Consider the following 25,718-nt stretch of genomic DNA (forward strand, 5'->3'; position numbering starts at 1 on the left):
TCGCGCGAGGCCGACTCACAGTGACGCAACCTATAGCCGAGCGCAGCGGGCGCGAAAAAGAGCGCGAGAGAAAACCGCGCCGTCGGTTTTCTCTCGCTCCGCGTGGAGCGCAGCCGGCGTCGAATCAAGGAGCAACGTCGGATGACGGTTGATCAACAGCACGCAGCAACGGACAAAGCCCGCCGCTACTACGACCCCACTATCCAGACGATGCCGATGGAACAGGTGCAGCACCTGCAAGCGCAGCGGCTCGCGCGGCAGCTCGAACGCGTGTGGTCGACGCCGGTGCCGTTCTTTCAGCGCAAGCTCGAAGCCGCCGGCGTGCGCCGCGCGGCGGATGTTCGCGGACTCGATGATCTCCACCGCATTCCCACCACGCTCAAAGCCGAGCTGCGCCAGAGCGAGGAAGCGCATCCACCGTTCGGCGACTATCGCGGCGCGCCGGTGAGCGCCGCCGTGCGCCTGGGCGCGTCGACCGGCACCAGCGGCAAGCCCACGCTGATCTTGTGGACGCGCAAAGACCTCGAAGTCGACTACACCGCGTCGTCGCGCGGCCGCTGGCGTTGGGGACTACGGCCGGGGATGAGCCTGGCCAACGCTCACCCGTTCGGCATGAACGCCGGCGGCTGGCATTTCAGCCACGGCATCGAAGGGCTCGGCGCGCTCAACATCCCATCGGGTCCGCCGGTGGGCGAGCAGCACATCAAGGATGTCATCGAAGTGTGGCGTCGCTTGCGACCCGACATGTACCGGCTGTTCGGCAACGTCGCGACCACCTACGCCGACGCTGCGCGCAAACAGGGGCTCGATCCGGTGCGCGATCTCAACCTCACCATCGCCGGTGATCATCCGTCGGAGCAGTATCTGATGGCGAGCTCGGGGCTCGAAGCGCTGCCCCTACTCGGCAGCGCCTGCGACAAACGCGATGGCGCGCATCTCGCCGAAGACCTCGCGATTGTCGAAGTCATCGATCGCCACAGCGGCCGCCCGTGCGGTGACGGCGAGCGCGGCAACCTGGTCGTCACCGTGTTGGAGAAGGACAACTTCCTGCTGCGCTACGATCTCGAAGACGTCGTGCGATGGAACATGAAGCCGTGTCCGTGCGGCGAGACGCATCGCCGTTTGTTCTACGAAGGCCGCGTGCGCGATGTTGTCACCGTCGGGGCACGCGAGATTCTGCCGATCGATGTCGCGCTCATGCTCTACGAGTTCCCCGAGATCTCGACGCCATCGGCCGAATACCAAGTCGTCCGGCACAAGCAAGCCGCGAACGCGCTGCACGTACGCCTCGAATACGATCCGGCGCAACTCAGTGACACCAGCGGCATCAGCCAGCGACTTGGCGATCGCTTTCGAGACAAGCTCGGCGTCACTTTGCGGCTTGAACTCGTCACCAAGGGTTCCGTCCCGCGCTTCGCGTACAAGGCCGCGCGCGTGGTTGACGAGTAGGCCAGGTTCGGCTGACGGACCGCGACGGCGTCCGCTGCGTATTGCTTGCGGGCATGCTCTGACCGAGATGGTGCCAGCAGCTAGTACGTGTCCGGTCGAAACATCGCGTCGGTACCGCCGTCGACGAACAGCACGCTGCCGCAGCAGAACGACGCGTCGTCGCTGAGCAGGAACGCAATCGCCGCCGCAACGTCGGTGGGCTTGCCGAAGGTGCCGGTCGGGATCGGAAAGTTGCGAATCGCGGGACCGAACACCGGGTGTTCGAGTCCGGCTTGCAGCATCGGCGTCGTGACCGCTCCCGGTGCGACGGCGTTCAACCGGATACCGGCGCCGGCCCACGCAGTCGTCGGTGCTTGCCGGCGGACCCAGCGTGCGAGGGCCAGCTTCGAGCCGCCGTAGACCCGTTGCCCATCCATGGTGTCCGCCAGTCGGCGGGCTTCGACTTCGTTGCCGTCCAAACACGCCGCCACCAGCGCGGTATCCATCCCCGGAAGTGTCGACGAGTTGGAGGACACGGCGACGGCTGCCGCGGGCTTCGCCGCCGCGAGCGCGTTACGCAAGCCAGCCAACAAAACCTGCGCGCCGAAATAGTTCAGTGACGCGATCCTCGAGAACGGTTCGGTTTGCGGACCCACTCCCGCGCACACAACGAGTCCGTCGAGGCAGCCACGGCTCGCTCGATCAACGGCGGCGATCGCCTCGGCGCGGCCGGTCGGCGTGGCAAGATTCGCGATGACCTCGGCGTTGACGAGATCGACGCCGATGACTTGATTGCCAACTGCCTCCAATCGCGCCCTAGTCGCGGCGCCGATGCCGGAAGCAGACCCGGTGACAGCAATGACTCCCACTGCCCCCAGCCTACTGCCCTCTGCCTACTGCAATCGATACAGCTTCGCCGCGTTGCCGGCGCAGATCTTGTGGCGCTCGTCGGCGACGACTTCGCGGAACATCTCGTCGACCACGCGCCTGCTCTCCGGCCAATCGCAACCGTGGTGCGGGTAGTCGGTCGACCACATCAGGTTGTCGACGCCGATGATGTGGCGGTTCTTGACCGCGTAGTGATCGATCATGATCGACGAGCGCCAGTTGCGCCGATAATAGAAGCTCGGCTCGTGCTTGAGCTTCACCGGCAGCCACGAACGGTTGCGCCACCAGCGATCGTCGAGTTGTTCTAGTACGTAGGGGATCCAGCCCGATCCGGTTTCCACGGCAACCCAAGTCAAATCAGGGAAGCGGTCGTGGACGCCCGACGTGATGATCTCGGACATGTCGATGATGAAGTCGGCGGCGCCGACGGTAGCGAGACCAGTTAGGTCGTCGCCTCGCTTACCCTTCGGCTTGGGCTTCGTCACCTGGCGCATCATGCGCACGTGAAAGTGCACCGGCACGCCGAGCGCCTGTGCGGCTTCCCAAAATTTATCGTCGTCGGGACGAATCGTCGAACCGACGCTGGGCATCGTGTTGAGCCACACCCCGCGCATGCCGAGCTTGAGGCAGCGCTCCATTTCTTTGATCGCCGCCTCGACGCTCAAGGCCGGCATGGCGCCGAGACCGATGAGACGATCGGGAGCGGCTTTGACGAATTCTTCGGCGAGCCAGTTGTTGTAGGCCTGCACGCCGGCGAGCTGAAATTCCGGATCGGGATCGGAGAAGAAGTGACTCATCATGCGCGCGGAACCGAACAGCACTTCGGCGTCGACGCCGTCTTGGTCTTGCTCCTGAAGGCGCGGCTCGGCCCGGAAGTTCCCTTGGTTCGCAGCGGCGAAGGTCACGCCGGTCCAGCGCACGTCTTCGTGCTTGCGTCCGGCCGATGCGTAGATGCCGATCGGCGCCGGCGGGATGTTGGGCGCAAACTGCCAGGCTTCGCCGCCTTCGCCGTCGGGCACGACGCGCGGTACCTTGTCGTGGAACTTCTTCGGCATGTACGTCGTCCACAGATGCGGCGGCTCGAGAATATGGGAATCCGCGGAAATGAGATGATACTGGCGCGCCATGGGGGTCTCCTCGCTGTAGACTAACAATTGTTAGTACACGAGGACAGGTGGCTGGTTCAAGCCCCAACGGTGACCGAGGTCACACATCGATCGGACCGATCGGGCCGATCGGTCGGATCGGTTACTTCCGCGAGCCCGTTCTGCTACAGCGCGCGCTGCGAGGTGACGCATGAAGCCCCACACTGTTGATCTCGGTTCGCAGTACTTGCACGCCACCAAAGCGAGCGGTGTGTTGCGGGTAGTGATCGATCGGCCCGAGCGCCGCAACGCGCTGACGATCGAGATGTATCACGGCCTCAAGAAAGCCGCGGTGCTGGCCGAGAAGGACGCCGACGTCGACTTGCTCGTCGTCACCGCGACCGGCGAGTATTTCTGCGTCGGCGGCGAGATGGCCGGACAACACGAAGGCGGGGCGCCGATCGATCGCGAAACCGATCGCTACGATCTGCTGCCGTTCGTGCAATTCGAGCGCTGCCCCAAAATCGTTCTGCTGGCGATCAACGGGATGTGTCAGGGCGGCGGCCTCAACATGGCGCTGACCAGCGACATCACCGTGGTCTCCGACCAAGCGCAGTTTCGCGTGCCCGAACTGCTGCGCGGCGTGGCCGATTGCTATCTCGGCGCACGCCTGGCCAGCCGGATCGGGGTTGCGCGCGCCAAGTACCTGTTGTTCACCGCGCAGTACTTCTCCGCTGCCGAGGCGTTGGCGATGGGGCTGATCTCGCGCGTGGTGCCGCACGTGCAGCTCGACGGCGCGGTAGCCGAGACCATCGAGTGGGTGCGACAAACCGGTCCGCGCGCGCGCACCGCGCTCAAGCGCGACATCAACCGACAGTTGCCGCCGATCGATTTCCCGATGTTCGCCGAGTCGCTCGACTCCGACGAAGTGCGCGAAGGCTTCACCGCGTTTGCCCAAAAGCGCCCGCCGAAATGGACGCGAGCGCTTGACTAACGCTTGTTAGTTTTCTAGCTAACGCGGGTGACCAATCGCGCCGCGACCACCAAACCGCGCGCCGCCAAACGCAGTGGCCGGCGCGAGTCGGCCCAGCCGACGCGCGAAGTGATCCTCGACACCGCCGAGCGGCTGTTCGCCGTCCACGGCGTGGATGGCGTGGCGTTGCGTGATCTCGCCCGCGACATGAACCTCACCGCGCCGAGCCTCTACAATCACTTCCCGAGCAAGCAGGCGCTCTACGATGCGGTGCTCGAACGCGGGCTGCGGCCGATCATGCAAACCCTCGCCGAAGCCTGGCACCCGGGCGCGCTGCAACCCGATCACACTCATGCCACGGTCGAGAAGATGACCGCCCATCTCGCTACCCATCCGCACCTCGCGCGTCTGCTGCAACGCGCGCTGCTGGACGAAAGCAGCAGCGTGCAGAAACTGATCGGGCGCTGGCTGACGCCGCTGTATCTGCAAGGACTCGCCGTCATCCGCGAAACCGCCGACGGCGCCGGTTGGGATCCCGATGAGGTGCCACACCTCGCGCTCGGTCTGTTCGGAATGGTGTTCGCGTACTTCACCAACGCCGCCGCACTCAACGCGTTCATGGGCCGGAACAACGACGCGCTCTCCGCCCGTGCGCTGGCGGTGCAACGCCGCTTTCAAGAGAAAGCCATTTCCCGCCTGCTCGGCACCTCTACGAACAGCGGGCGCAAACGCCCCGCCCGTACGACTCAGTAACGAACTCTCGCAGCATCACTTCATCTCATCGCAACAGGAGATACCCGCATGGCCAGCACCGAAGCCGGACAGATCACTGACGAAGGCATAGCCAAAATCCGCGAACGCGTCGGACAAGGATTTCCCGGCCGCCGCCCGTGGCGCACCGAGGCGAGCCGCGACGCCATCTATCACCTCGCCTACGCAATCGGCGACCTCAACCCGCTCTATCTTGACGACGACTACGCCAAGAAATCGCGTTGGGGGACCATCATCGCGCCGCCGATCATCGTGCAGAGCATGGACACCCTGCGTGCTGTCGGCCACAGCGGCTTGCCCGAAGGCCTGCCCGGGGTGCACTCGATTTGGACCGGCTCGCTCTACGAGTGGACGCGTCCGGTGAAACTCGGCGATAAGATTCGCGCCGAGTCGTATCTGAAAGAGGTGGTCGAGAAGCCGAGCAACTTTGGCGACGGCCGCTCGCTCTACCAAACCTACGAAGCCAAGTACTACGATCAGAACAACGCCTACCTTGGCGTGCGCAACGACACCTGGATTCGCATTGAGCGCGCCAAGACCCGCGAGAAGAAAAAATACGGCGACATCCAACTCGCGCACTGGACGCCGGCTGACATCGAGCGCTTCATGGAGGAGTATCGCACGCAGCAGCGCACGGTCGAGCGCTACTGGGACGACGTCAAAGTCGGCGACAAACTCAATCGCATCATCAAAGGTCCGCTGACGCCGACGGCCGAGATCGCCTTCGAGTCGTACTTCGGCGTCTACCTGGTCGGCAACAAAGTCGCCGCCAATCTTTATGCGAAACATCCGGCGCTGATGATTCCGAACGAGCAAGGCGTGCCCGAGCCGCCGCAGCGCGTGCACTGGGACAACGCCTTCACACAGCGCCTGCTCGGTTTACCCGGTGCCTACGACCTCGGCCCCGAGCGCTGCTCGTGGCTGATCCAAGGCATGACCGACTGGATCGGCGACAACGGTCTGCTCACGCGCATCGAAGCCCAATACCGCAAGTTCAACTACATGGGCGACGTGACCTGGGTGCAAGGTCGCGTCACCGAGAAATTCGAGCGCGACGGCAAAGCCTACGTGCGCTGCCACGTCGAGTGCGTCAACCACCGCGACGAAGTGACGGCCAAGGCCATCTGCGAAGCCGAGTTGCCGCGACGATAGTGAGTTCCTGGGTCGCTCTGCCTATCCTCGTCCGTAGCGTAGGGCGATGCATGCATCGCCCTGTCTTCCTCCAGACCGCGGTGCCAGTTCGCGGGCGACGCATGCGTCGCCCCTACCCGAACACGAGAAGTCGTGCGCAGATCATGTCGCCCGCGGTTGATTGAGCGCGAACACCGCCAATGCGCCGACGAACGCCGGCGCGGCAAACATACCGGCGGCGCCGGTGGCGTGGTAGACGCTCAGCACAGCAAGGACTTCGTAGGCGCGGTTGAATCCCACACTGTCAGAGAGATTCAGCCAGGCTTCGGCAGCCACGATGGCCCCGTCGAGCACGATCAGTCCGAGCGATCCGATCACCGCCACCATCACCAAGCGGCGGTCGCGTACCTTGGCAGCCGCCAACACGACGGCCAAGAACAGCGCGAGGTTGCGAATGTGTTCGAGCGTTCCGATCTCCGTCTCGGCCGCTTCGGCGTCGTCGTACTCGGGCACCGTCAGGACCATCGTGCCAGCGCCGAGAGACGACTCAATCGGCCGCCCCAGACTCAGTTGCAAAATTTCCGCGGCAACCGACGCCACTGCCCGACCGATCACCGGCTGCACCGGGGGGTTCCCACAGACGCCCAGCAACAGCGTGTAGAGCGCGAGGAATCGAAAGCTAACCCACCAGACGCTCGCCACCGGCGACACTCCTCGCCCACGCCAGCCACATACCCAGCGCGGCGGCCAGCAACAGCATCGGCCACACGTACAGATGCCCGTAGTCGAGCGCCCGCGCGAAATGCGCACCGATGTAGATCAGACTCATCATCCGAATGAGATTCAGCCCGATCAGCGCGGGCACGCCGATCGCGAGTCCCTTGAACCGATCACGCCAGCGGCTGGGGAACGCCAGGGTCGCGGCCACAAACAAGCCGACGATTTCAATGCCCGTGCAGTTGGCGACGATCTCGAACCGGGAAGCATCCAACGTGATCTGATTGCCGAGATCGACCGCGGGCAATCCCAGCGACCGCAGCGCCGCCGCCACCGCAGCGGCCGCGTGATTCGTCAGCCACCCAGTGGCGACCCCATCGAGCAGGCCGATGTCAACCCGCACCAAAGCTGAGAAGAGCAAGACGAGCCCGAAGAACGCCAGCGCGAAGCGCAGCACCAACATGTTCGGCGATGCCGCGCCTCGCACGGGCTGCACAACACGCTCGCGCAGCCTACGCGTGCGCTCGTTCACAACGCCCGAACGACGCGACACCGCTTACGAGCAGGAGGATTCCAAGGCCGCCCGGCGCAATCACCGGCGCGCCTGAAACCTCGGGCGGAAGCACCGTCAGCTACTCCGCGCCCGACGCACCAGTACGGACCCACAAAGTAGAACTAGGCCGACAAACCCGACCAATCCCCAGATCGGGGTGGCCGGCACCTTGAGCGCGCCGACCCCGGCAACCGTGCAGTTGCACGATACGCACAGCCCCGGACACGCAAAGGCGTCGGTGCCATCGCACACCTCGCCCACTTCCTTCACGTTGTTGCCGCACACTGGACACGGGGTTCCATCCGTGTAGGACCCGCTGCTCCCCGCGTTGTTCTTCGGCATCGCGGTGTTCGCACAGTCGAAGTCAGCTGCGCTGTTGTTGGTGTCGTCAGATGCCTCAAGCAGAGTGGGGAAAGTGCCCCCGCTAATGTCCCGACGGATGGCGTGGCCGAGGATCAGGCCGTAGTCGGACTCATACGGGGTACCCGCGGTGTTCAGCAGTGACCCATCACCGGTGAAGTTGCCCCATGAGACGCAATCGGCGGGGATGGCGTCAAAGCAGACCGCACCACCGGCCAATGGCAACACCGCCGTCATCGTAAGGTCCTTCGAGATGCCGAATAGTGTCGCCGCCTCCGCGGTGGCGATGAGAATCGTTGATTGAGTCGCACCGTTCCCGACATTGGCACCGAAAGTAAACGTGGCCACGGTTCCCCCGGTCGCGTTGTACACGCGAAGAAAGTGGCCGGAGACGAGATTCTGGCCGGCCGAGTACATCTGCAGCATGACGTACTGCGCATTGGGACTGCCCGATGTTCCCGGAAACACCTCGACGATCTTCATCAGGTGGAACGAACCGAATGCCGGCGGCGCAAGCGCCGGAACACACAACGTCGCGAAAATAGCCGACCAAAAAAGACGACGTGCCATACGAGCCCTCCCCGTAAAAGGTGTTCGACTGTAACCTCAGAGGGAGAGTCGCGTCAACAATAAATCGCCAAGCGAGCCGACGGGCGCTTCAATGCCGATCGTAGCGCACGACGCTGCGGATGCTCTCGCCATGATGCATCAGGTCGAAGGCGCGATTGATGTCCGCTAGCGGCATCCTGTGGGTGACAAACTCGTCGAGCTTGATGCGGCCGTCCATGTACCAGTCGACGTATTGCGGTAGTTGCGTGCGGCCGCGCGTGCCGCCGAACGCGGTGCCGCGCCAACTGCGACCGGTGACCAGCAGGAACGGCCTCGCGTGAATCTCTTCGCCCGCGCCGGCCACGCCGATGACGATCGCTTGCCCCCAGCCTTTGTGCGTACACGCCAATGCCTGCCCCATCACCTCGACGTTGCCGATGCACTCAAACGAGAAGTCGACACCGCCAGCGGTCATCTCGACTACCGCTTCGGCGATGCTCGGCACATCGCGCGGATTGACGCAGTCGGTGGCGCCCAACTGTTTCGCCAGGGTGAACTTGCTCGGGTTGGTATCGACGCCGATGATGCGCATGGCGCCCGCCATCACCGCACCTTGTACGACCGAAAGGCCGATGCCGCCGAGTCCGAACACCGCGACCGATGCGCCCGCGTGCACCTTCGCGGTGTTCAACACCGCGCCGATGCCGGTGGTCACGCCACATCCGAGCAAGCAGACTTTTTCCAGCGGCGCATCGGCACGAATCTTCGCCAATGCGATTTCCGGAACGACGCAGTATTCGGCAAACGTCGATGTGCCCATGTAGTGATGCAGCAGCTTACCTTTGTACGAGAGGCGGCTGGTGCTGTCCGGCATCAGCCCCTTGCCCTGCGTCGGCAGCAGCGCGCCGCACAGATTGGTCTTGCCGCTGAGGCAGAACTTGCAGTTGCGGCACTCGGGAATGTAGAGCGGGATGACATGGTCGCCGGGCTTCAGCGACGTCACGCCGGCGCCGATCTCTTCGACAACGCCGCCGCCCTCGTGACCGAGCACGGCCGGGAATAGTCCCGACGGATCGCGGCCGCTCATCGTGTACGCATCGGTGTGGCATACACCGGTCGCGACCAATCGCACCAAGCATTCGCCGGCCTGCGGTCCGGCAAGTTCAATCTCGTCGATGGCCAGCGGTGTCTTGGGCTCCCAGCAAATTGCGGCCTGGACCTTCATCACTTCCTCCCGTCGCGCGGCGTTTCTTACAACCGTCCGCAGCGCGACGCCACTGTGCGTACCGGCCTGGCACAAGCCGACCCTCGATGCGATCGCTTCGCGATCTACTTGGGCAAACGGGTATTCGACCCGCCGAGAGAAAGAGACCGCTTCCCGAGTAGCGGCCCCGAGTAGAAGTCGCACGCTTCGTATCGAGGGGCCGCGTATCGAGGGGCCGCCTTTGCGCAACGCCTCTGTGATAGAGAGTTGCGATGATTCTGGTGACCGGCGCGACCGGATTCCTCGGCAGCCACCTTGCCGAAGCGTTGCTGGCGCGCGGCGAGCGCGTGCGGCTGCTGGTGCGGCGACCTGACGCAGCGCGCTGGCTCGTCGAGCGCGGGGCGGAGTGCGTTACCGGCGATCTCAGCGCGCGCACCCGGCTCAGCGACGCCGTACACGGCTGTCGCGCCGTGATTCATTGCGCCGCGCTCGCCTCCGATTGGGGAGCGTGGGAAGACTTTCGCGAGGCCAACGACCGCGGCGGCGCGCGACTGCTCGACGCCTGTCGCGGCGCGAGACTCGACCGCTTCGTTCACATCAGCACCGTCGATGTCTACGGCTATCCCGATCGCGACGGACTCGATGAGACGACGCCGTATCACGACCGCGGCTTTGCCTACAACTCGACGAAGATCGCCGGCGAGCGGCATGTGTGGGCCGCGCGACAAGCCGGCTTGCCGGTCAGCGTGATCCGGCCGGGCAGCATCTACGGCCCGCGCTCGCAGACCTTCGGTGTCGAAATCGTCGTCGCAATTCGCAGCGGCGCGCCGCTGATCCGCGGCGGCCACGTCAACGCCGGCCTCGTCTACGTCGACAACGTCGTCGCGTTGATTCTGCTCGCTCTCGAGCATCCCGCCGCGGTCGGTACGGTGTTCCACAGCCTCGACGACGACGGCCACACCTGGCGCGACTACTTCGCGGCGCTGTGCCGCGGCCTCGATTTGCCGATGCCGAAGTACTCGCTGCCGCGCGGCGTCGCCTACACCATCGGCGCAGCGATGGAATGGCTGGCCCACGCCCGGCGGCAATCACGGCGACCGCTGCTGACACGCACCGCGGTCGAGCTGCTCGGCACCCGCCAAGGATTCTCGATGCAGCGCGCCAAGGATGTGCTGGCATTCACGCCGCTGGTCTCATTCGACGACGGGGTTGCGCGCACGGTCGCGTGGTTGCAAACGTTATCCGTTAGTGGATGAGATTGGCCGAGTTGGCGAGAGCGTCGGCGGCGCGCGCGAACGCCGCCGCGTCTGCGTACCGCCACCCGTGGATGATGCGCGTGACGCCGATGTCGGCGAGGGCGCGAACCTGATCAGCGACGTGCCCGGGGTCGTCGAGTGGCAGCGTGGTGATCACGGCGACTTCCGGAGTGGCCTTGCCGGCGGCATCCGCAGCGGCGTGGAGCTTGCGGATCGCGGGGGCGAGTTGCTTCGGATCGCCGCCCATCGGCATCCAGCCGTCGCCGTACCGCACCGTGCGCCGCAGCGCGTGCGGTGGCGCACCACCGACGAAGATAGGCGGACGCGCCGGACGCGGCAGAAACAGAAAGCGCTGGCCGTTCAGTTCGACCTCATCGTTGGCAAAGCACTGATTGAGGAAGGCAAGCGTCGCGTCCGTGATCGCACCGCGTTGCGACTTCGGCACACCGACGGCGCGGAACTCCGCGTCCATCCAGGCCCGCGCCCACACCCAGCAGCAGGCGACCACCCGACAGTTCTTGAATCGTCGCGAGCCATTTTGCCGTCGCCAGCGCCGGTCGGTACGGCAGCACGAGCACGCCGGTGCCGAGTCCGATGCGAGTGGTCGCGCCGGCGAGATACGCCAGCGTCGCCAGTGGATCGAGATAGCGCCCGCCCGAACCTTCGGCGTCGTCGGGAGGGATGGCGATGTGATCCGCCACCCACAGGTCGTCGATCCCCGCCGCCTCCGCCGCGTGCGCGCACTCCAGCAGCGTCGCACGAGTCGACTGCGGACCCATGTTACGAAGATAGAGGCCAAGCTTCATTGCAGTTGCGGTCGCAGAATGGGAACAAGGGGCGACCAGCGCGCGCAGCAGCCCCGCGGCCACTGCGCGCGCGACGGGAGGACAAGCCGATGCTTACGGGGCCGGGGGCGGCGGTGGGCAGAGCCCCAGGCACGCACGGAACACCTTGCGGCAACCCTTCAAGCCATCACGAACAGCCTGATTTTCGCGGCAAGTGTCGCGACATTGGAAAGCCGCGGCCTGCGCCGTATCGATGCACGCGTCGCGAGCCGGATCTCCCGGCGGTGGACACAGGGCCTTGTCAGCGACCAACTTGGTGTGACAATCGTCGAGGCATCCATCGAGCACCGCGATGAACGGGGCCACGCAGACGGCACGGTCGTCGCGACACTTCGCGGCGCAGGCCGGATCGACATTGCGGCAGACGGCCGCGTCTTCGCCGCGTTGATCGATGCAGTCATGAATGCAGCTCGTGCGTTTGTCGTTCGCCGCTTTGATGCACACGGGGTCGTTGGTTGCATACGCGCTGACGCTGCCCGCCGCGAGGCAGGCCGCAATCAAGAACAATCCAAATCTCTTCTTGCTCATCGTGTCCTCCCAATCGGCTAGTGATCGCAATGTGCACTCAGCATAGAAGCCCGCATCCGGACATGTCAAGAAAGGAATTGCCAGAAACGAACTGAGGGACGAAGCGCAGGCTGAAGCCTGCGGCTACCGAAGGTCTCTCTCAATTCTCGACTTCGGTGTAGCCGACAATCTCCACCGAAGTGTCGAAGTGCCCGTCGGACCGGCTCGGCAGCGGCGGCTCGGGGTTGTAGGTGAACTGCACCGAAATCTCCGGCGGCACTTCCTCGTGGACCGTGTAGTACGCGACCCGGCCCGGGTTGTCGTCGCCCGGCTTGCGCTCGTTCGCCCACACCCACTGATAGCGAATGAGCAAGCGGACATCGCGCAACGGCTTGGCCAACCGGTTCACCAGCAGCCCCGAGACGACACCCTGACGCACGCGCACGTCGCGCACCACGACTTTCGCGGCGACTTGCTCATCGGTCATCACCTCGTCGGAGCGTGCGGCAACCGGCGCACTGCGCAGCAGCAGGCTGGCCGCGACAACCAACAGCACTTCCAGATGTATCACTCTCATGCGGTCCCTTCTCGACAAGGCCCTTCGCGTGCGCTCTCTTTACCCGCCCGGCCGCGACTCGGCAAACAATCGGTGGGATACCTTCGACTGTCGACGCCGACCCTCAGCCGTCAATCTGCGCGCGCAACTCGGCGATGCCTTCGTTGTGCGGATCCGCTTGCTCGGCGCGATGCAATTGCTCGCGCGCCGCGTCGAGATTGCCCTGGTTGGCTTGATCGGATGCCAGAATCAACCGGATTTGGGCCTCGGTGTGGCCGGGCAAACCCAGCGTCAGGGCTTGCGTGTACAGCGTGACGGCGGCATCGGGGTTACCGATGACGACAAGCGCGCCGGCCAACGTCTGCAGCGCAATGGCGCGTGACATCGGCCACTGCCATGACGACGCCGGCTGCATCAACCGAGTAACCGTCGCGTCATTCAATTCGCTGAAGCGCTCGACGGCCGCCTCGAGGAGCGCCTCGTGGCCAGCCCGGCGCACGAACACGATGGCCGTCTCGTCAATGTAGACCAGCGCCCAGCGTTCGTCGTCGTTCAGGTGGCGGATAAGCACATGCCGACTCGGCCAGCGATGGAACAGCACGACCGTCTGGATGCCAACGTGATCGGCTTCGGTCTCCCACGCCTCCGGGTCCGCAAGCATTTGCAGGTACGATCCGAAGACTTGCGGATCCTCGAGACCGAGACGCCCGTCGATGTACACGCCGCCCGCAATTGGCGCGGCCCACGCGAGGTAGTTGCCGGCGGCCACATCGTTGAACAGTCGCCCCGGCAACTGCAGCTCTTTGACGAATTCTGCCGCTTGAATCGGAAAGTTGACCTCCATGAGACCCATACCGAACTCATGCGTATCGCCATTCCAGCGGTAGTACCCGTTGGAAGCGACAAACCACGCCCCCCAGAGCATCGCCGGCGCCATCAACATCGCCGCGGCAACGTTGAGCCGTACTTCTTGCAACCGCAGCGGCAAGCGCGCAATCACAATCGCCGTGCACTGCGCAACGAACGGCGCGGTTGCCAGCGCGAACAACCCGACATTGCGGCGCGCGAGCAGCGAGACATAGGCCATCAGCACAAACACCAGCAACCCAGCCATGTCGAAGGATGGCTGGTGCCCATCCTGAGTGCTGACTGACTCAGGGGCGGGCGTCGCCACACGGCGTCGCGCCGCGCGCCCACCCGGTACCGGCCGCGACCCGCGCCCAGCGCTGAGTACCGCGGCAAGGAGTACCACGCCGATACTGTAGAGGAAGAACACCTGGTAGCTGCGGACCGAGATCGTCGGCTCGTACCCGGAGAACGGTGGATGCAGTTCGCCGATCTGCTGATAGAAAGGATTGGCTCCGCTGAAGAAGGAGAACAACTTCAACGGAAAGAGCGCGCCGGCGAGGCCGTACGGATTCACCAGCGGCGTCAGCAACGCCAGCGTTCCGCTGATCCACAGACGCTTGGCGTTCGGCGGCGACCATACCGACGCGGTGCGCCACAGCAAAGGCAACCGCCGCCAATGCGCCGCAACCGCGGCCGCCAGATGGCACCCGATGATCAGACTCCCGATCACCGCCAGCGAGTGCAGATTGAACCACACCACCATCAGCACCGGCAGCCCCCACAAGTATCGGCCATCGCAGCGACGCGCGGCGGTCAACACCCACAGCAGCAGTTCGATCAACGCGAAGGTGACCATCTCGGGCCGAACCGCAAAGCGCTCCTGGCAGATGAAGAGCACCCACAGCGCGAGCACGGTCGCCAGGATCGGCGCTAACGTGGCACGCAGCATCCGCCAGAGGAGGACGATGGCGAGGATGTAGAATACCGCCGCGATAACGACCAAAGCAGGTGGGCCGCCCAGTTGGTGCAGCCCGTACAACAGCAGATCGAACAACCAGCTGAGGTTGATGAAGCGATGATCGGCGGTGGGAAACGCCAGCGGGTCGGTGACCGGGATGGCACGGTGCTGCGCCATCCAGCGCCCCGCCGCCAAGTGCCACCAAGTGTCGAAGTCGTCGAGTCGCCGCAGCGCGAAGCTGGCGGTGAGCACCAGTCCCGCCAGCGGGACCGCACCGCGCGTCAGCGCGCTCGTGACGGTGACATGTCGAGGCAACGGACCGGCAGTCCAGCGTCAGTGCGCCCGCCGCGCGTCGAACTCTTCGGCGATGCGTTCGTCGTCGCGTTCCAAGGCGGCGGTGTCGGTATCCGCGTAGCCGATGATGCCCATGTTGGCATACGCTCGCCGGATCTTCGGTCCCCACAGACCGATGTCCTTGATCGTCGGCACGATGCGAGTGAACAGTCGCGAACGGAACTCGCGCATGTCGGTCGACGCATCGACGTACGACACGCATTCCTCGACCGGCAGCCCAAGCGTCTCCCAGACCTCCTCGGCGAGAAAGCGGTCGCGCATCAGATAGCAGGCCTCGACCGCGAACTCTTCGCGTTCGTCGCGCTCGGCTTGCGTCAGCTGCGGGTAGTAGTCGCGCAGCGCTAGGCGTCCGAACGCGACGTGGCGCGCCTCGTCTTGCATCACGTAGGCGTTCACCGCCGCCGCCAGCGAGTTCTTGGCCATATCGCGGATCGACGCGAACGCCGCCAGCGCCAGCCCTTCGATCAGGATCTGCATGCCGAGGTACGTCATGTCCCAGCGCGAATCGGTGAGGACATCGTTGAGCAAGCGCTTCAACGTCGGTGTAATGGGATAGGCTAGCTCGAATTTTTCGTGCAGCAGCCGCGAGTACGTCTCGACATGGCGCGCCTCATCGATCACTTGCGTGGCGGCGTAATACTTGGCGTCCACACTCGGCACTTGTTGCACGATCTTCGCGGTACAGATCAGCGCGCCTTGCTCGCCGTGGAGGAACTGCGACAACTGCCACGCCTGCGAGTGGCGCCGCACGTTCGCCTTCTCCTTGCGCGTCAGCCGCTCCCAGACGGCGGAGCCGAAGATCGAGATCGATTCGTCGGGCAGCTCTTGCGGGTTCTCCGGATCGAGATCTTGTGACCAGTCGATGCGGGTGGTCGTGTTCCACTGCAGGTTCTTGCCCTTCTCGTACAGATTCAGCAGCGGCTGGCGGCCGTTCTCGTATTCCCATTCGAACACGGTGTCGAACGCCCCAGGGACCTTCCATTCGACTTCAGTAGGCGGGCACGCGTAACGACGTTCAGTTGTCATACTGACCTCCTGTGGAGATTTTACTGCGGCAGTGCGACCGCCAGGAAGCGGGCGAGCATTGCATTGACCTGCTCGGGGACTTCGAGTTGATGGAAGTGGCCGGCACCGACCGTTTGGCCGGTCACAACCTGCGGACACAGTTCGCGCATGCGCGCCAGATCGCTCGTCACCTGCGCGGCATACAACGCCAACCACGGCACTCGGCAGGCCGCCACGGCGGCGGCGTGATCGAACCCGAGAATGCCCTCGAAGGCCGAGGCCATGACATGTTGCGGCGCCCGCCCCATCGCGTCGATGATGCGCGCCTTGCGGGCGGCGTCGTCACTCGGCATGAAGAGCATGTCGCTGGTGAACTGTTGTTGCGCCGCGCGGAAGTTCGGCCCACGCAACGCCTGGAGAAACGGCTGCAGGGTCGGCGGCAACGACGGCGGAAACAGAATCGGCGAGTCGACACTGACGATCGCCGCCGGCACGCCCGGAAACTCCGCCGCCAGCACGAGCGCGATGACGCCGCCCATGCTGTGGCCAATGATCACCGGCTTCTCGATCCGCAACTGCGCGCACAACCACACCACATCGTCGGCGAACGCGCCCATCGTGTACGCCTGCTGCGGCTGGTCGCTCTGGCCGTGGCCGCGCAGATCCACTGCGACGACGCGGTGCGTGCGCCGGAAGTACTCCACCTGCGGCGCGAAGTAAGTGTGATCGCAACACCAGCCGTGCACGAACACCAGCGGCGGCCCGCCGCTTCCCGAGTCTTCGAAGAACAGTGACACGCCGTCGCGAATGAGCTGCACGCTTGAACCTTCGTCGAAACGGACGGAGCGTAGAACGGAATCCGAGAAACGTAAAGGACCGATGGCGCCGACCGTTCCCTTGGCGTCGATGGGCCCTGCACAAGAAGGCCCTCGATACGATCGCTCCGCGATCTACTCGGGCAAACGGATGTCGGGTTCCTGAGAAGAAAACCGCTTCCCCGAGTAGCCGGCCCGAGTAGAAGCCGCAGGCTTCGTATCGAGGGCCGGCGTATCGAGGGGCTCCTTCTCGTGCAAAGCCGCGTGGTGCGCTCGTTGCCCTCGCCGTCGGACTTCGCTACAGCGCCGCCATGGCTCGCACGCGAAACCCGCTGCCCCAAGTGATCCCGCAGCGCGTGAATCAAACCAAGGCGCAAGTCGATGCCTTGATTTGGCAACGCGTGCAGCCGCTCGATGTGCGTGGCGGACCGCTCAACGCCGAGCCAATCCCAATCAATGGAGCGCGCCAGCAGCGACTCCAGCCAGTGAAGCCCGGCGAACTGTTCGGACCACCGGGCGGCGGATGGCATCAACGCTGGTTTACCGTGCGCGTGCCCGCGCCGCGCGCCAACGAACAGGGGCAGCGTTTCTTGCAATGGGATTGTCAGGGCGAGACGACGGCGTACATCGGCGGCGAACCGTGGGCCGGGCTCGATCTCGCGCATCGCACCTGCCCGCTGCCCGATCGCGCAATCACAGTATGGCTCGATTGCTCGACCTGGCAGACGGGGATCTGGCCGCCAGGGGTTGGCATGAACGCCGTCATGATCGGCCGCTACGGATTGCGCTTCGACGCGTGCAGTGTACGCGTGCGCAACCCGCTCGCGTGGAGTGTGAGCTGGGATCTCGACGCGTTCATCCAACTGATCACGGTGCTGCTCAAACAAGATGGCGTGAAAGGCACCGGCGGATTTGGACACTTGCCACCGCTCGACTCGTGTTCACTGCTGTTGCGTCTGCTGCTGCGTGGCTTGGACGATGCGTGCGATGCCTTCGTCAGCGGCGGGGTCGCCGCGCTCAGCACCGCGCTGCACGCACTAACGAAACGCCTGCCCGCGGAGAGTTGGCAGCCGCTAGCGGCATTGTGCGGGCACGCGCACCTCGATCTCGTCTGGCTGTGGCCCGAGATGGCGACCGAGCGCAAAGGCGTGCACTCGTTCGCCACCGCGTTGCGGCTGATGGAGCGCTACCGCGACGTGACCTTCGTGCAGAGCCAGCCCGCGCTCTATCGCGCGGTCGAGCGGCGTGCGCCGGCGTTGATGAAACAGATTCGCCAACGCGTCCACGACGGACGCTGGGAAGTGATGGGTGGATTCGAAGTCGAGCCCGACAATAATCTGCCCAGCGGCGAGGCGCTGGCGCGCTCGCTCGTCTACGGGCAGCGCAAGATCGCGGCGCTGCGCGGCACGCCCAGTCCCGTGTGCTGGATTCCCGATGTCTTCGGTTACTCGGCGGCGCTGCCGCAGATTCTCGCGCTCGGCGGCATCAAGTATTTCTACACGACGAAGATGACGTGGTCGCAGATCACGAAGTTTCCCTACAACAGCTTCGTGTGGCGCGGCCACGATGGCAGCGAAGTGCTCGCGCACCTCTGCACCACCGGTTACAACGGCATGGTCGAACTCGACAACCTCGTGACCGCGATGCGCGATCATCGCCAGGCCGACGTCCATCCGGAGCTGCTGCTACCCACCGGTTTCGGCGACGGCGGCGGCGGTCTTACCGAGGCGATGTGCGAACGCGCGCGCCGCCTGCAAAACCTCGCCGGCGCGCCGCGTACGCAGTGGACCACCAGCGAAGCCTTTTTCGATCGCTTGCAGCACGCGCGCAGTCGCCTACCGGTGTATCAAGGCGAGCTGTACCTCGAATACCATCGCGGCACCTACACCACGCAGTCGGAATTCAAGCGGCGCTACCGCGCGGCGGAAACCGCGTTGCAAGCGCACGAGGCGGTGCGCGTTGTGCAAAGCGGCAAGCCGCTCGATGCAAACGCATGGTTGCGGGTGTTGTTCGCGCAGTTTCACGACGCGCTCCCCGGCAGCTCGATCGGGTTGGTGTATCAGCAGCTCAATGCCGAACTCGACGCCATTGCGCAGCGCGAACTGCGCGCCGCCGCGAGCGAGTTGCGCGGACCTGGCCGGAGCCGAGCGCCATTCGTCTTCAACCCCTTGCCCATTGCGCGCTCCGTGGTGGTCGAGTTGCCGGTGCGCGGCAAGGCGCCGCGACTCGCGGCGTTGGACCTGCCGGCACTCGGCAGCGCTCGGCTACGCGACAGCCGCCGCAATGAGCCCATGCGCGAAGTTTCGTCAACCATGCTCGACAACGGGATCGTGCGCGCAGAGTTCGATCGCAATGGACAACTCCGCGGGCTGGCGATCGCCGGCCGCGCGCTCGCATTCGAAGGGACCGCGGGTTTCGCGCTATACGACGATTCACCCGCCAACTTCGACGCCTGGGACATCGATCATTACACTCTCGCAACCGGCAAGCGGGTCGCGACCGCGCTCAAGCTCGCCGTCGTCGAGCATGGCCCGGTGCGCGTGCGGCTGCGTGGCGATGCGACCATCGGCGAGAAGAGCCGCGTACAAATCGACTACATCGTTGAGGCCGGCAGTCGGCACCTACGCGTCGAGATGCGCATCGACTGGCGTGAGTCGCATCGGCTGCTCAAGTATCACGTGCCGACTGCGTATCGCGGCCGCTGGGCGCGCTTCGGTTGTCCGTTCGGCTCGATTCAGCGCCCGCAGCTCCCGGGCGTGCCCGCGGACGAAGCGATGTGGGAAGTGCCCGGCAGCCGCTGGGCGGCGGTGACGCACGAAGATGGCAACGGGCTTGCGCTGCTCACCGAAGCGAAGTTCGGCTTCTCGTGTCGCGACGGCGATCTCGCCGTGTCGCTGTTACGCAGTCCGAAGCTGCCCGACCCCAGCGCCGACATGGGCGAGCATCACCTCCGCTTCGCCATCGGCCGTCACGAAGCAGCGACGAACGAACGCGTGTTGAGCACGGCGGCGGCCGCCGACGCGCTGTTCGCGCCGGTGCTCCTTGCCGCCGGCGACTCGTTGCCCGCCGCGCCGCTCGCGTTGGAGAATCTCGGCACGCTGGTGCCGAGTTGGGTGACGCCGTGCGAGACCGGTACCGGCTTCGTTCTGCGTTTGCACGAAACCAACGGCAGCGCCGGCACCGCTCGTCTGCGCCTCGCGAAAGCGGCGCGTTCGGTCGAGCTGGTCGATTTCCTCGAAGCCCGCATCGGGCGGCCGCAGCGAATCGATGCGCGCACGTTCGATCTGCCGTATCAACCGTATCAAGTGCTGAGCGTGCGGGTGCGCTGAGCCCGAGTTCCAACCTCCGTGGAACCACGCTTGCGCGTCGGCGCGCGCTGACATATCTCGCCGGCGCTATGGGCTTGATGAACCGCGAAGCGATGGTCGTGCGGCTGGTGACGCTCGCCGGGCGCGTGGTGCGACTCGAACCGCTGTCACTGGACCACCATGCTCACCTCAGCGCAGTTGCTCTGGACGAAAACATCTGGCGCTTCAATCCGTCGCAAGTCTTGCGCACGCCAGACGACGTGCGCCGCTACATCGAGCTGGCGCTGCAACAACAGGCTAAAGGCGAGTCGTTGCCGTTCGCCACGATCGACATCGCGTCGGGTCACGCAGTGGGCAGCACCCGCTTCTCCGGCTTTGACGTCGCCAATCGGCGCGTCGAGATCGGCCACACCTGGATCGCGCCGCGCTGGCAGCGCTCCGCCGTTAACACCGAGGCGAAGTATCTAATGCTGCGCCATGCGTTCGAAACCTGGGGATGCATTCGCGTCGAGTTCAAGACCGATTCGCTCAACGAGAAGTCGCGCAACGCTATCCTGCGCATCGGCGCCACGCAGGAAGGTATCTTCCGCAATCACATGGTCACTCACAGCGGACGCCTGCGGCACTCGGTCTATTTCAGCATCATCGATGCCGAGTGGCCTGAAGTGAAGCGGGATCTCGAAAGCAAGTTGGCGCATTCAACTCCCTCGTCCGCTTGAGGCTGTCGATTTTCTCTGAGCGTAGGGGCGATGCATGCATCGCCCTCCGATTTCTCCACCGCAGGCACGTCACTTCGCGGGCGACGCATGCGTCGCCCCTACAAGAAAGGGCACTTAACCTTCCAATGCCTGCTTGATGTTGGCCAAGTATTGCTTGGCGGCATCCGCGGCTTCCTTCTCGACGAACGAGCGAATCAAACTTTGCAACAAACGCGGCACCGGCGTGTCCGGGGCGAGCGTCTGACGCAGCGAAATCTTGGTCGCGTCCGCCGCACTCGCCTTGAGCTTGAGGACGCCGCTGACATCAGTGTTGTCGCCCTTCGCCGCCGTGCCCTCGAAGCGAATCTCGTCCTTGCCGTTCCCATCGTAGCGCGCGGTGTACTGTACGGTGAGGCTCACCGGGCCGGTCGAGCGTTCTTCGTAAAGGAACTTGTACGTGTCATCACCGACGCGCTTGCACGAATCGATGCCGGGGATGCACTCCGCCGATCCGGCGACATCCCAGAGATAGGCGTACACGCGCGCGAGCGGCACCTTGACGGTGACGGACCGTTCGACCTCGGTGGAAAACTTGGCCATCGCATTCTCCTTTCAGTCACCCCGTCGCCGGCAACGCGGCGAGATCGGGGAAGCGCTCAGAGCTCCAACGAAGCCATCGCCGGCGCCTCCACCCCCACGGCACGCGCCCGTGGCGCCAGCGCGCCTTTCAATCCGAACGCCACCAGCGCGACGCCGATCCACGCAAACAGACTGTTCCACACATCCGGTACCGCGTAGGTGTGGTAGAGATCGTACAAGTACGCTGTGAACAGCGGCGCACTCGCCGCGGCGACGTCGTAGGCGATCTTGTACGAGCCCAGAATTTTTCCGAGATTGCTACGACCGAAGTAGTGCACCGACATGATCGCCATCGACGGCAGTAGCCCGCCGTAACCGATGCCGACGATCGCCAGGCACGGCACCAGCAACTCGCGATGCGTCGAAACCAGCAACAGCAGCGGATAGCCAAGCGCGATCAGCGCGAAATGAATCAGCACCATCCGGCGCTTGTCGAAGCGGTCACACAGCCAGCCGAAGCTGATGCGTGAGCACGCCGAGATGAGGAAGAACACGCTCTTGTAGTCGGCGGCCTGAATCGGCGCATAGCCCAGCTCTTTCAGATGCACGAGGATGTGTTTGTTGTACGAGTAGCACGGCATACCGCCGAGAAAGACCGCGGCGCCGAAGATCCAGAACGTCGAGGTGCGCAGCGCCTGGCGCAGCGTATAGTCGGCCGCGCGCGCCGCGGTGGCGGCGGCGTGACTGAGCGCGCCTTGCGCTTGCAAACCCATCGACTCCGGCCGATCGCGAATGACAGTCAACACCACCACCATCGGCGGCGCGAACGCGGCGAGGCTGATCCACGTGAACGCCGTGCGCCAATCGCTGGTTTCGATGAAGCGCGTGATCACCGGCGGCGCGATCGCCGCCCCCAGCGCGGTCGCCGCCAGGATGATCCCATTCACCAAGCCGACGCGATGGTGGAACCAGCGCGACACCAGCACCTGATTCGGCAGGATCGTCACCCCCGACATCCCGAGACCGATGAAGAACGACGCGGTGAGATACTCCGCCGGCGTGTGCACGCGCGAGAACAGATACAGGGCGACAGACTGGATGATGATACCGGCGACGAACACGATGCGGATCGGATAGCGATCGATGAGGAACCCGGTGAGAGGCCCCATCGCGCCGACGGTCGCGATGATGATCGAGGTCGGCGCAAACACCGTCGTGCGCGACCAATCGGGAAACGTATCGACGATGTACGGATAGACGGTGGTGATGGCGAACACGCCGAAGCCGAGCCCGAACAGCTCGATCACCACGCAGGCGGCGAGGATGTACCAGCCGTAGAAGATGCGGTGAGGGCGCGGCGTCATCGCCCCGCCTCATGGCACATGGTGGAACCGGCTTCCAGCCTGTGGGGAGCGATGCCGCTGGGCCGGCGTGCCACTATGCGTGCATCACCGTCGCGAGCATCATCGCTAGCATCATGGGCAGCGGCTTCAGTTCGCGCTTCAACGGATCGAGAGACAACCCGACCGCTTCGAGTGTAAAGGCGCCGAGCAACAGGCTGTCGCCCTTCTCGCCGAAGATGACGTCGGCGCCTCCGATGCGCTCGCGATACTTGAAAAGGGCGACTCCCTTCTTGCGCACGATCTTGGAGCCGTCCGCCAACCGGAACTCTTGCTTGTTGATCGGCTTGATGCCCAGCCGCTTCAAGATGCGCGCGGGCACCACCGAATACACCGCACCGGAGTCGATCAGAAAGTCTAGCTTCTCGGTTACCCGCGGCTTGGCGGGGTTGCCAACTTCCACTTCCAAAACCGTCAAGCCCATTGCGTTCTCCCGTCTGCGGGATGATCGCGTGTCAGCGAGGAAAGCGCAACCACGCGGCGCTGCGTCGGCGGGCACCTCAAAATGGTGACAAGATGACGAGGGGGATCTGACGCTTCGTCTTCGCTTGATACGCGTCGTACCGGTTGCTGTTGTTCTGGTTGACGAGCGGCCACAGCCGGGCGCGTTCCTGACTGTCGGCAACGCGTGCTCGCATGCGCGAGCGTTGCCGCCCGATCTGCACGCCGACCTCGGGATGGTCCTGAATGTTAAGCAACCAGCGCGGCGGTTTGTCGCTGCCTCCGCGCGACGCGACCACCACCAGCTCGTCCCCGTCCTTCAGGTAGACGAGTGCCGCCGTGCGCTCTTGTGCGGTCTTGCGGCCGGTCGTGCGCAGCAGCAGGACCGGTAGGCCACCCAGCCACGTGAAACGCCCGTCGGTTTTCTCGAACAGCCATTGATAGGCCGACAACGGATCCCTGACCAGGGCGACACTCGAGACCACGAGAATGCCGACCATCGCGCCGGTGATGAGCAAGAACACACTCCGCTTCCGTCCTCGATTCATCGTGCGACCTCACGCAGACCGAACACTCTATCGCTCCGTCGACACGATCATCGTCGCCGCGGCGCTCCACGTGCCGCCGGTGCCGTGGCAGATCGCCGTCTTCGCGTTCGCCACTTGGCGCGGGCCGCACTCGACGCGCAGTTGGCGCACAGCTTCGATGATGGTGAAGATGCCGTACATCCCGGTGTGCGTGTACGACAGGCCGCCGCCGTTGGTGTTCATCGGAAAGTCACCACCCGGCGCGGTGCGCTGGCCGGACACGAACGCACCGCTCTCGCCCGGTTTGCAGAAGCCGAGTTCTTCGAGCGCGAGCATCGGCACGATGGTAAAGGCATCGTAGAACTCGGCGACGTCGATGTCGGCTTGCTTCACTCCCGACATGCGAAACGCGCGCTCGCCGGAGATGCGCGCCGCGTCCCAACTGACGAACGACGGCATCTGGCTGACCATCATGTGCGTAGCGCACTCGCCGGTGCCGAGGACGTACACTGGCTTCGTCTTTAGATCGCGCGCCCGCTCGGCCGAGGTGACGATCACCGCGCCGCCCGCGTCGGTCACCAAGCAGCAATCGAGCAGGTGGAACGGCCAGCAGATCATGCGCGAATTGAGCACGTCGTCGATGGTGAGCGGATCGCGCGCGAACGCCTTGGGATTCAGCGCCGCCCACTTGCGAGTGGCGACGGCGACCTCGGCAAGTTGCTCGCTCGTCGTGCCGTAGGTGTGCATGTGGCGGGTGGCGAGAAACCCGTAGCCGGTCGCGGGGCCCGAGGTGCCGTAGGGCAACTCGAACTGATTGTTGGTCGAGTCGTCGCCCCAACGCGGCGCCGGCATGGCGATGCGCGAGTACCCGCTCTCGCCGTGGGTGATCAGCGCGACCTCGCACAGCCCGGCATTGATCGCCGCCATCGCGTGTTCGACGTGGAGAATGAACGAGCAACCGCCGACTTGCGTCCCACCGATGAAGCGCGGGCGAATTCCGAGATACTCGGGCACATCGTTGGCCATGTTGCGCCCGGAGGTGAACACCGCGTCGATGTCGCTCTTCTTGAGTCCGGCATCGGCCAGCGCGTTGTGCGTCGCTTCCATGTGAAGCTGCAGCGACGACTTGTGCGGCAGCCGCCCGAGTTCATCCGATTCGGCGGCGCCGACGATGGCGACGCTGCCGCGCAACTTCGTGATGTCGGCACTCATCGAGTCACCGGCTTGAAACTTGGGGTCACCGGCTTGAACTTGGGCAACGTGATCTCGTCAGTGATGTCCTCGAACACCACTTCCACCGGCATGTCGCAGCGGAGCAGCATTGGGTCTGGTTCGACGCCGACGATGTTGCTCATCATCTTCACGCCTTCATCGAGCTCGACGATGCCGATGACAAATGGCCCGGTGGCCGGAAAGCCGCGCGGCGCGCGGTGATTGATGACAAAGCTGTGGAGTTTGCCGCGACCGCTCACCGCAACCCACGCGACGTTGCGCGACAGGCAGTGCGGACACAGCGGACGCGGATAGAAGTAGTGCCGCGCGCAATCGCCGCAGCGCTGGATCTTCAGCGTATGTTGCTTGGTCGCATCCCAGAACGGTTGAGTTTCCGGCGTGGGCTTCGGAACGGGTCCAGTGTAGGTGTCGGCCATAACGAGTCGCGCCGTTATAGGAACGGGTCGGCGGTGGGTCAAGGCGGGCGACGTGAGGGAAGGTCACCCGATGGACGTGGCCTCGTCGAAGCTCGAAGCGAGGGAAAACCGAGGCGCGGTTTTCCCTCGCGCTCCCTTTCGCTTTCGCTGCGCTCCGCCATGGGCCACGGCGTTGTGAGCCGGCCTCACGCGAGCGATGCCGCCCAGCCGCATCGACCTAAAGATACCAATGCTGCGCTGCCCAGCGCACAGGTCGGCCTCTGGAGATGTGGTGCGATCATCGGCGCTTTCGTCGACCGGTTGTCTCTCCGC

General features: G+C 64.5%; 26 protein-coding genes. 7 read left to right on the forward strand and 19 right to left on the reverse strand.

The features are described from left to right. Positions 1–141 precede the first annotated feature (141 nt). Positions 142–1,449 (forward strand): phenylacetate--CoA ligase family protein, encoded by a 1,308-nt coding sequence (locus HYR72_07120; protein ID MBI1814730.1) that lies wholly within the window; start codon positions 142–144, stop codon positions 1,447–1,449. 80 nt (positions 1,450–1,529) lie between these two features. On the opposite strand, the gene HYR72_07125 is transcribed toward HYR72_07120, so the two are convergent. Further along, positions 1,530–2,297 (reverse strand): SDR family oxidoreductase, encoded by a 768-nt coding sequence (locus tag HYR72_07125; protein MBI1814731.1) that lies wholly within the window; start codon positions 2,295–2,297, stop codon positions 1,530–1,532. Positions 2,298–2,321: 24 nt separating this feature from the next. Beyond that, entirely contained in the window at positions 2,322–3,443 is a 1,122-nt protein-coding gene (locus HYR72_07130; protein ID MBI1814732.1) for an amidohydrolase, read from the reverse strand. Between the two features lie 169 nt (positions 3,444–3,612). Here HYR72_07130 and HYR72_07135 point away from each other — a divergent pair, with 169 nt between their 5' ends. Genes HYR72_07135 through HYR72_07145 form a run of 3 tightly spaced genes read left to right on the forward strand, consistent with a single transcriptional unit; the run spans position 3,613 to position 6,297 of the window. Further along, positions 3,613–4,395, forward strand: coding sequence for an enoyl-CoA hydratase/isomerase family protein (locus HYR72_07135; protein MBI1814733.1), 783 nt, complete (start codon positions 3,613–3,615; stop codon positions 4,393–4,395). Positions 4,396–4,422: 27 nt separating this feature from the next. After that, positions 4,423–5,127, forward strand: a complete 705-nt coding sequence (locus HYR72_07140; protein MBI1814734.1) for a TetR/AcrR family transcriptional regulator — start codon at positions 4,423–4,425, stop codon at positions 5,125–5,127. Positions 5,128–5,175: 48 nt separating this feature from the next. Continuing rightward, complete coding sequence (locus HYR72_07145) at positions 5,176–6,297, forward strand: MaoC family dehydratase N-terminal domain-containing protein (GenBank protein ID MBI1814735.1); 1,122 nt, start codon at positions 5,176–5,178, stop codon at positions 6,295–6,297. A gap of 141 nt (positions 6,298–6,438) precedes the next feature. On the opposite strand, the gene HYR72_07150 is transcribed toward HYR72_07145, so the two are convergent. The 4 genes from HYR72_07150 to HYR72_07165 all read right to left on the reverse strand — a co-directional run bounded on the left by HYR72_07150 (position 6,439) and on the right by HYR72_07165 (position 9,680). After that, the gene (locus HYR72_07150) at positions 6,439–6,978 is read right to left on the reverse strand and encodes a hypothetical protein (protein MBI1814736.1); all 540 of its coding nucleotides are present in this window, start codon (positions 6,976–6,978) and stop codon (positions 6,439–6,441) included. Beyond that, positions 6,956–7,489 (reverse strand): archaeosortase/exosortase family protein, encoded by a 534-nt coding sequence (locus HYR72_07155; GenBank protein MBI1814737.1) that lies wholly within the window; start codon positions 7,487–7,489, stop codon positions 6,956–6,958. The genes HYR72_07150 and HYR72_07155 overlap by 23 nt, the downstream gene beginning before the upstream one ends. A 132-nt stretch (positions 7,490–7,621) precedes the next feature. Then, positions 7,622–8,476, reverse strand: coding sequence for a hypothetical protein (locus HYR72_07160; GenBank protein MBI1814738.1), 855 nt, complete (start codon positions 8,474–8,476; stop codon positions 7,622–7,624). An 88-nt stretch (positions 8,477–8,564) separates the two neighbouring features. After that, on the reverse strand, positions 8,565–9,680 hold the full coding sequence (locus HYR72_07165) for an S-(hydroxymethyl)glutathione dehydrogenase/class III alcohol dehydrogenase (protein MBI1814739.1): 1,116 nt from the start codon (positions 9,678–9,680) through the stop codon (positions 8,565–8,567). A gap of 251 nt (positions 9,681–9,931) precedes the next feature. Here HYR72_07165 and HYR72_07170 point away from each other — a divergent pair, with 251 nt between their 5' ends. Then, positions 9,932–10,915 carry an NAD-dependent epimerase/dehydratase family protein gene (locus tag HYR72_07170; GenBank protein ID MBI1814740.1) on the forward strand — a complete coding sequence of 328 codons (984 nt, stop codon included), beginning with the start codon at positions 9,932–9,934 and terminating at the stop codon, positions 10,913–10,915. Here the strand turns inward: HYR72_07170 and HYR72_07175 are convergent. The 7 genes from HYR72_07175 to HYR72_07205 form a co-directional block, all read right to left on the reverse strand. Then, positions 10,905–11,405, reverse strand: coding sequence for an LLM class flavin-dependent oxidoreductase (locus HYR72_07175; GenBank protein ID MBI1814741.1), 501 nt, complete (start codon positions 11,403–11,405; stop codon positions 10,905–10,907). The two genes, HYR72_07170 and HYR72_07175, sit on opposite strands and share 11 nt — an antisense overlap. Further along, on the reverse strand, positions 11,287–11,721 hold the full coding sequence (locus tag HYR72_07180; protein MBI1814742.1) for an LLM class flavin-dependent oxidoreductase: 435 nt from the start codon (positions 11,719–11,721) through the stop codon (positions 11,287–11,289). The genes HYR72_07175 and HYR72_07180 overlap by 119 nt, the downstream gene beginning before the upstream one ends. A gap of 93 nt (positions 11,722–11,814) precedes the next feature. Then, the gene (locus HYR72_07185) at positions 11,815–12,288 is read right to left on the reverse strand and encodes a hypothetical protein (protein ID MBI1814743.1); all 474 of its coding nucleotides are present in this window, start codon (positions 12,286–12,288) and stop codon (positions 11,815–11,817) included. 139 nt (positions 12,289–12,427) lie between these two features. Beyond that, positions 12,428–12,844 carry a hypothetical protein gene (locus HYR72_07190; protein MBI1814744.1) on the reverse strand — a complete coding sequence of 139 codons (417 nt, stop codon included), beginning with the start codon at positions 12,842–12,844 and terminating at the stop codon, positions 12,428–12,430. 103 nt (positions 12,845–12,947) lie between these two features. Further along, positions 12,948–14,945: a tetratricopeptide repeat protein gene (locus HYR72_07195; protein MBI1814745.1), complete on the reverse strand. Its 1,998-nt coding sequence runs from the start codon at positions 14,943–14,945 to the stop codon at positions 12,948–12,950. A gap of 18 nt (positions 14,946–14,963) precedes the next feature. Further along, positions 14,964–16,010 (reverse strand): ferritin-like domain-containing protein, encoded by a 1,047-nt coding sequence (locus tag HYR72_07200; GenBank protein ID MBI1814746.1) that lies wholly within the window; start codon positions 16,008–16,010, stop codon positions 14,964–14,966. Positions 16,011–16,030: 20 nt separating this feature from the next. After that, positions 16,031–16,807, reverse strand: a complete 777-nt coding sequence (locus tag HYR72_07205; protein ID MBI1814747.1) for an alpha/beta hydrolase — start codon at positions 16,805–16,807, stop codon at positions 16,031–16,033. Positions 16,808–17,115: 308 nt separating this feature from the next. On the opposite strand from HYR72_07205, the gene HYR72_07210 reads away from it, so the two are divergent. Both HYR72_07210 and HYR72_07215 read left to right on the forward strand, forming a co-directional pair. Beyond that, positions 17,116–20,133: an alpha-mannosidase gene (locus HYR72_07210; protein ID MBI1814748.1), complete on the forward strand. Its 3,018-nt coding sequence runs from the start codon at positions 17,116–17,118 to the stop codon at positions 20,131–20,133. Positions 20,134–20,225: 92 nt separating this feature from the next. Then, complete coding sequence (locus HYR72_07215) at positions 20,226–20,831, forward strand: GNAT family N-acetyltransferase (GenBank protein MBI1814749.1); 606 nt, start codon at positions 20,226–20,228, stop codon at positions 20,829–20,831. 114 nt (positions 20,832–20,945) lie between these two features. Here the strand turns inward: HYR72_07215 and HYR72_07220 are convergent, their stop codons facing one another. The 6 genes from HYR72_07220 to HYR72_07245 form a co-directional block, all read right to left on the reverse strand. Continuing rightward, positions 20,946–21,410: an SRPBCC family protein gene (locus HYR72_07220; GenBank protein MBI1814750.1), complete on the reverse strand. Its 465-nt coding sequence runs from the start codon at positions 21,408–21,410 to the stop codon at positions 20,946–20,948. Between the two features lie 56 nt (positions 21,411–21,466). Further along, a complete protein-coding gene (locus HYR72_07225) occupies positions 21,467–22,753 on the reverse strand; it encodes an MFS transporter (protein MBI1814751.1) in 1,287 nt (428 codons plus the stop codon). Positions 22,754–22,826: 73 nt separating this feature from the next. Then, the gene (locus tag HYR72_07230; protein MBI1814752.1) at positions 22,827–23,213 is read right to left on the reverse strand and encodes an aspartyl protease family protein; all 387 of its coding nucleotides are present in this window, start codon (positions 23,211–23,213) and stop codon (positions 22,827–22,829) included. Positions 23,214–23,289: 76 nt separating this feature from the next. Next, positions 23,290–23,778, reverse strand: a complete 489-nt coding sequence (locus tag HYR72_07235; protein ID MBI1814753.1) for a nitroreductase family deazaflavin-dependent oxidoreductase — start codon at positions 23,776–23,778, stop codon at positions 23,290–23,292. A 27-nt stretch (positions 23,779–23,805) separates the two neighbouring features. Continuing rightward, the gene (locus tag HYR72_07240; GenBank protein ID MBI1814754.1) at positions 23,806–24,969 is read right to left on the reverse strand and encodes a thiolase; all 1,164 of its coding nucleotides are present in this window, start codon (positions 24,967–24,969) and stop codon (positions 23,806–23,808) included. Next, on the reverse strand, positions 24,966–25,406 hold the full coding sequence (locus HYR72_07245; protein MBI1814755.1) for a Zn-ribbon domain-containing OB-fold protein: 441 nt from the start codon (positions 25,404–25,406) through the stop codon (positions 24,966–24,968). Before HYR72_07245 ends, HYR72_07240 begins: the two co-directional genes overlap by 4 nt. Between the last annotated feature and the right edge of the window lie 312 nt (positions 25,407–25,718).

Source organism: Deltaproteobacteria bacterium (genome assembly GCA_016178705.1).
In the GTDB taxonomy this organism is placed as follows: Bacteria; Desulfobacterota; Binatia; order HRBIN30; family JACQVA1; genus JACOST01.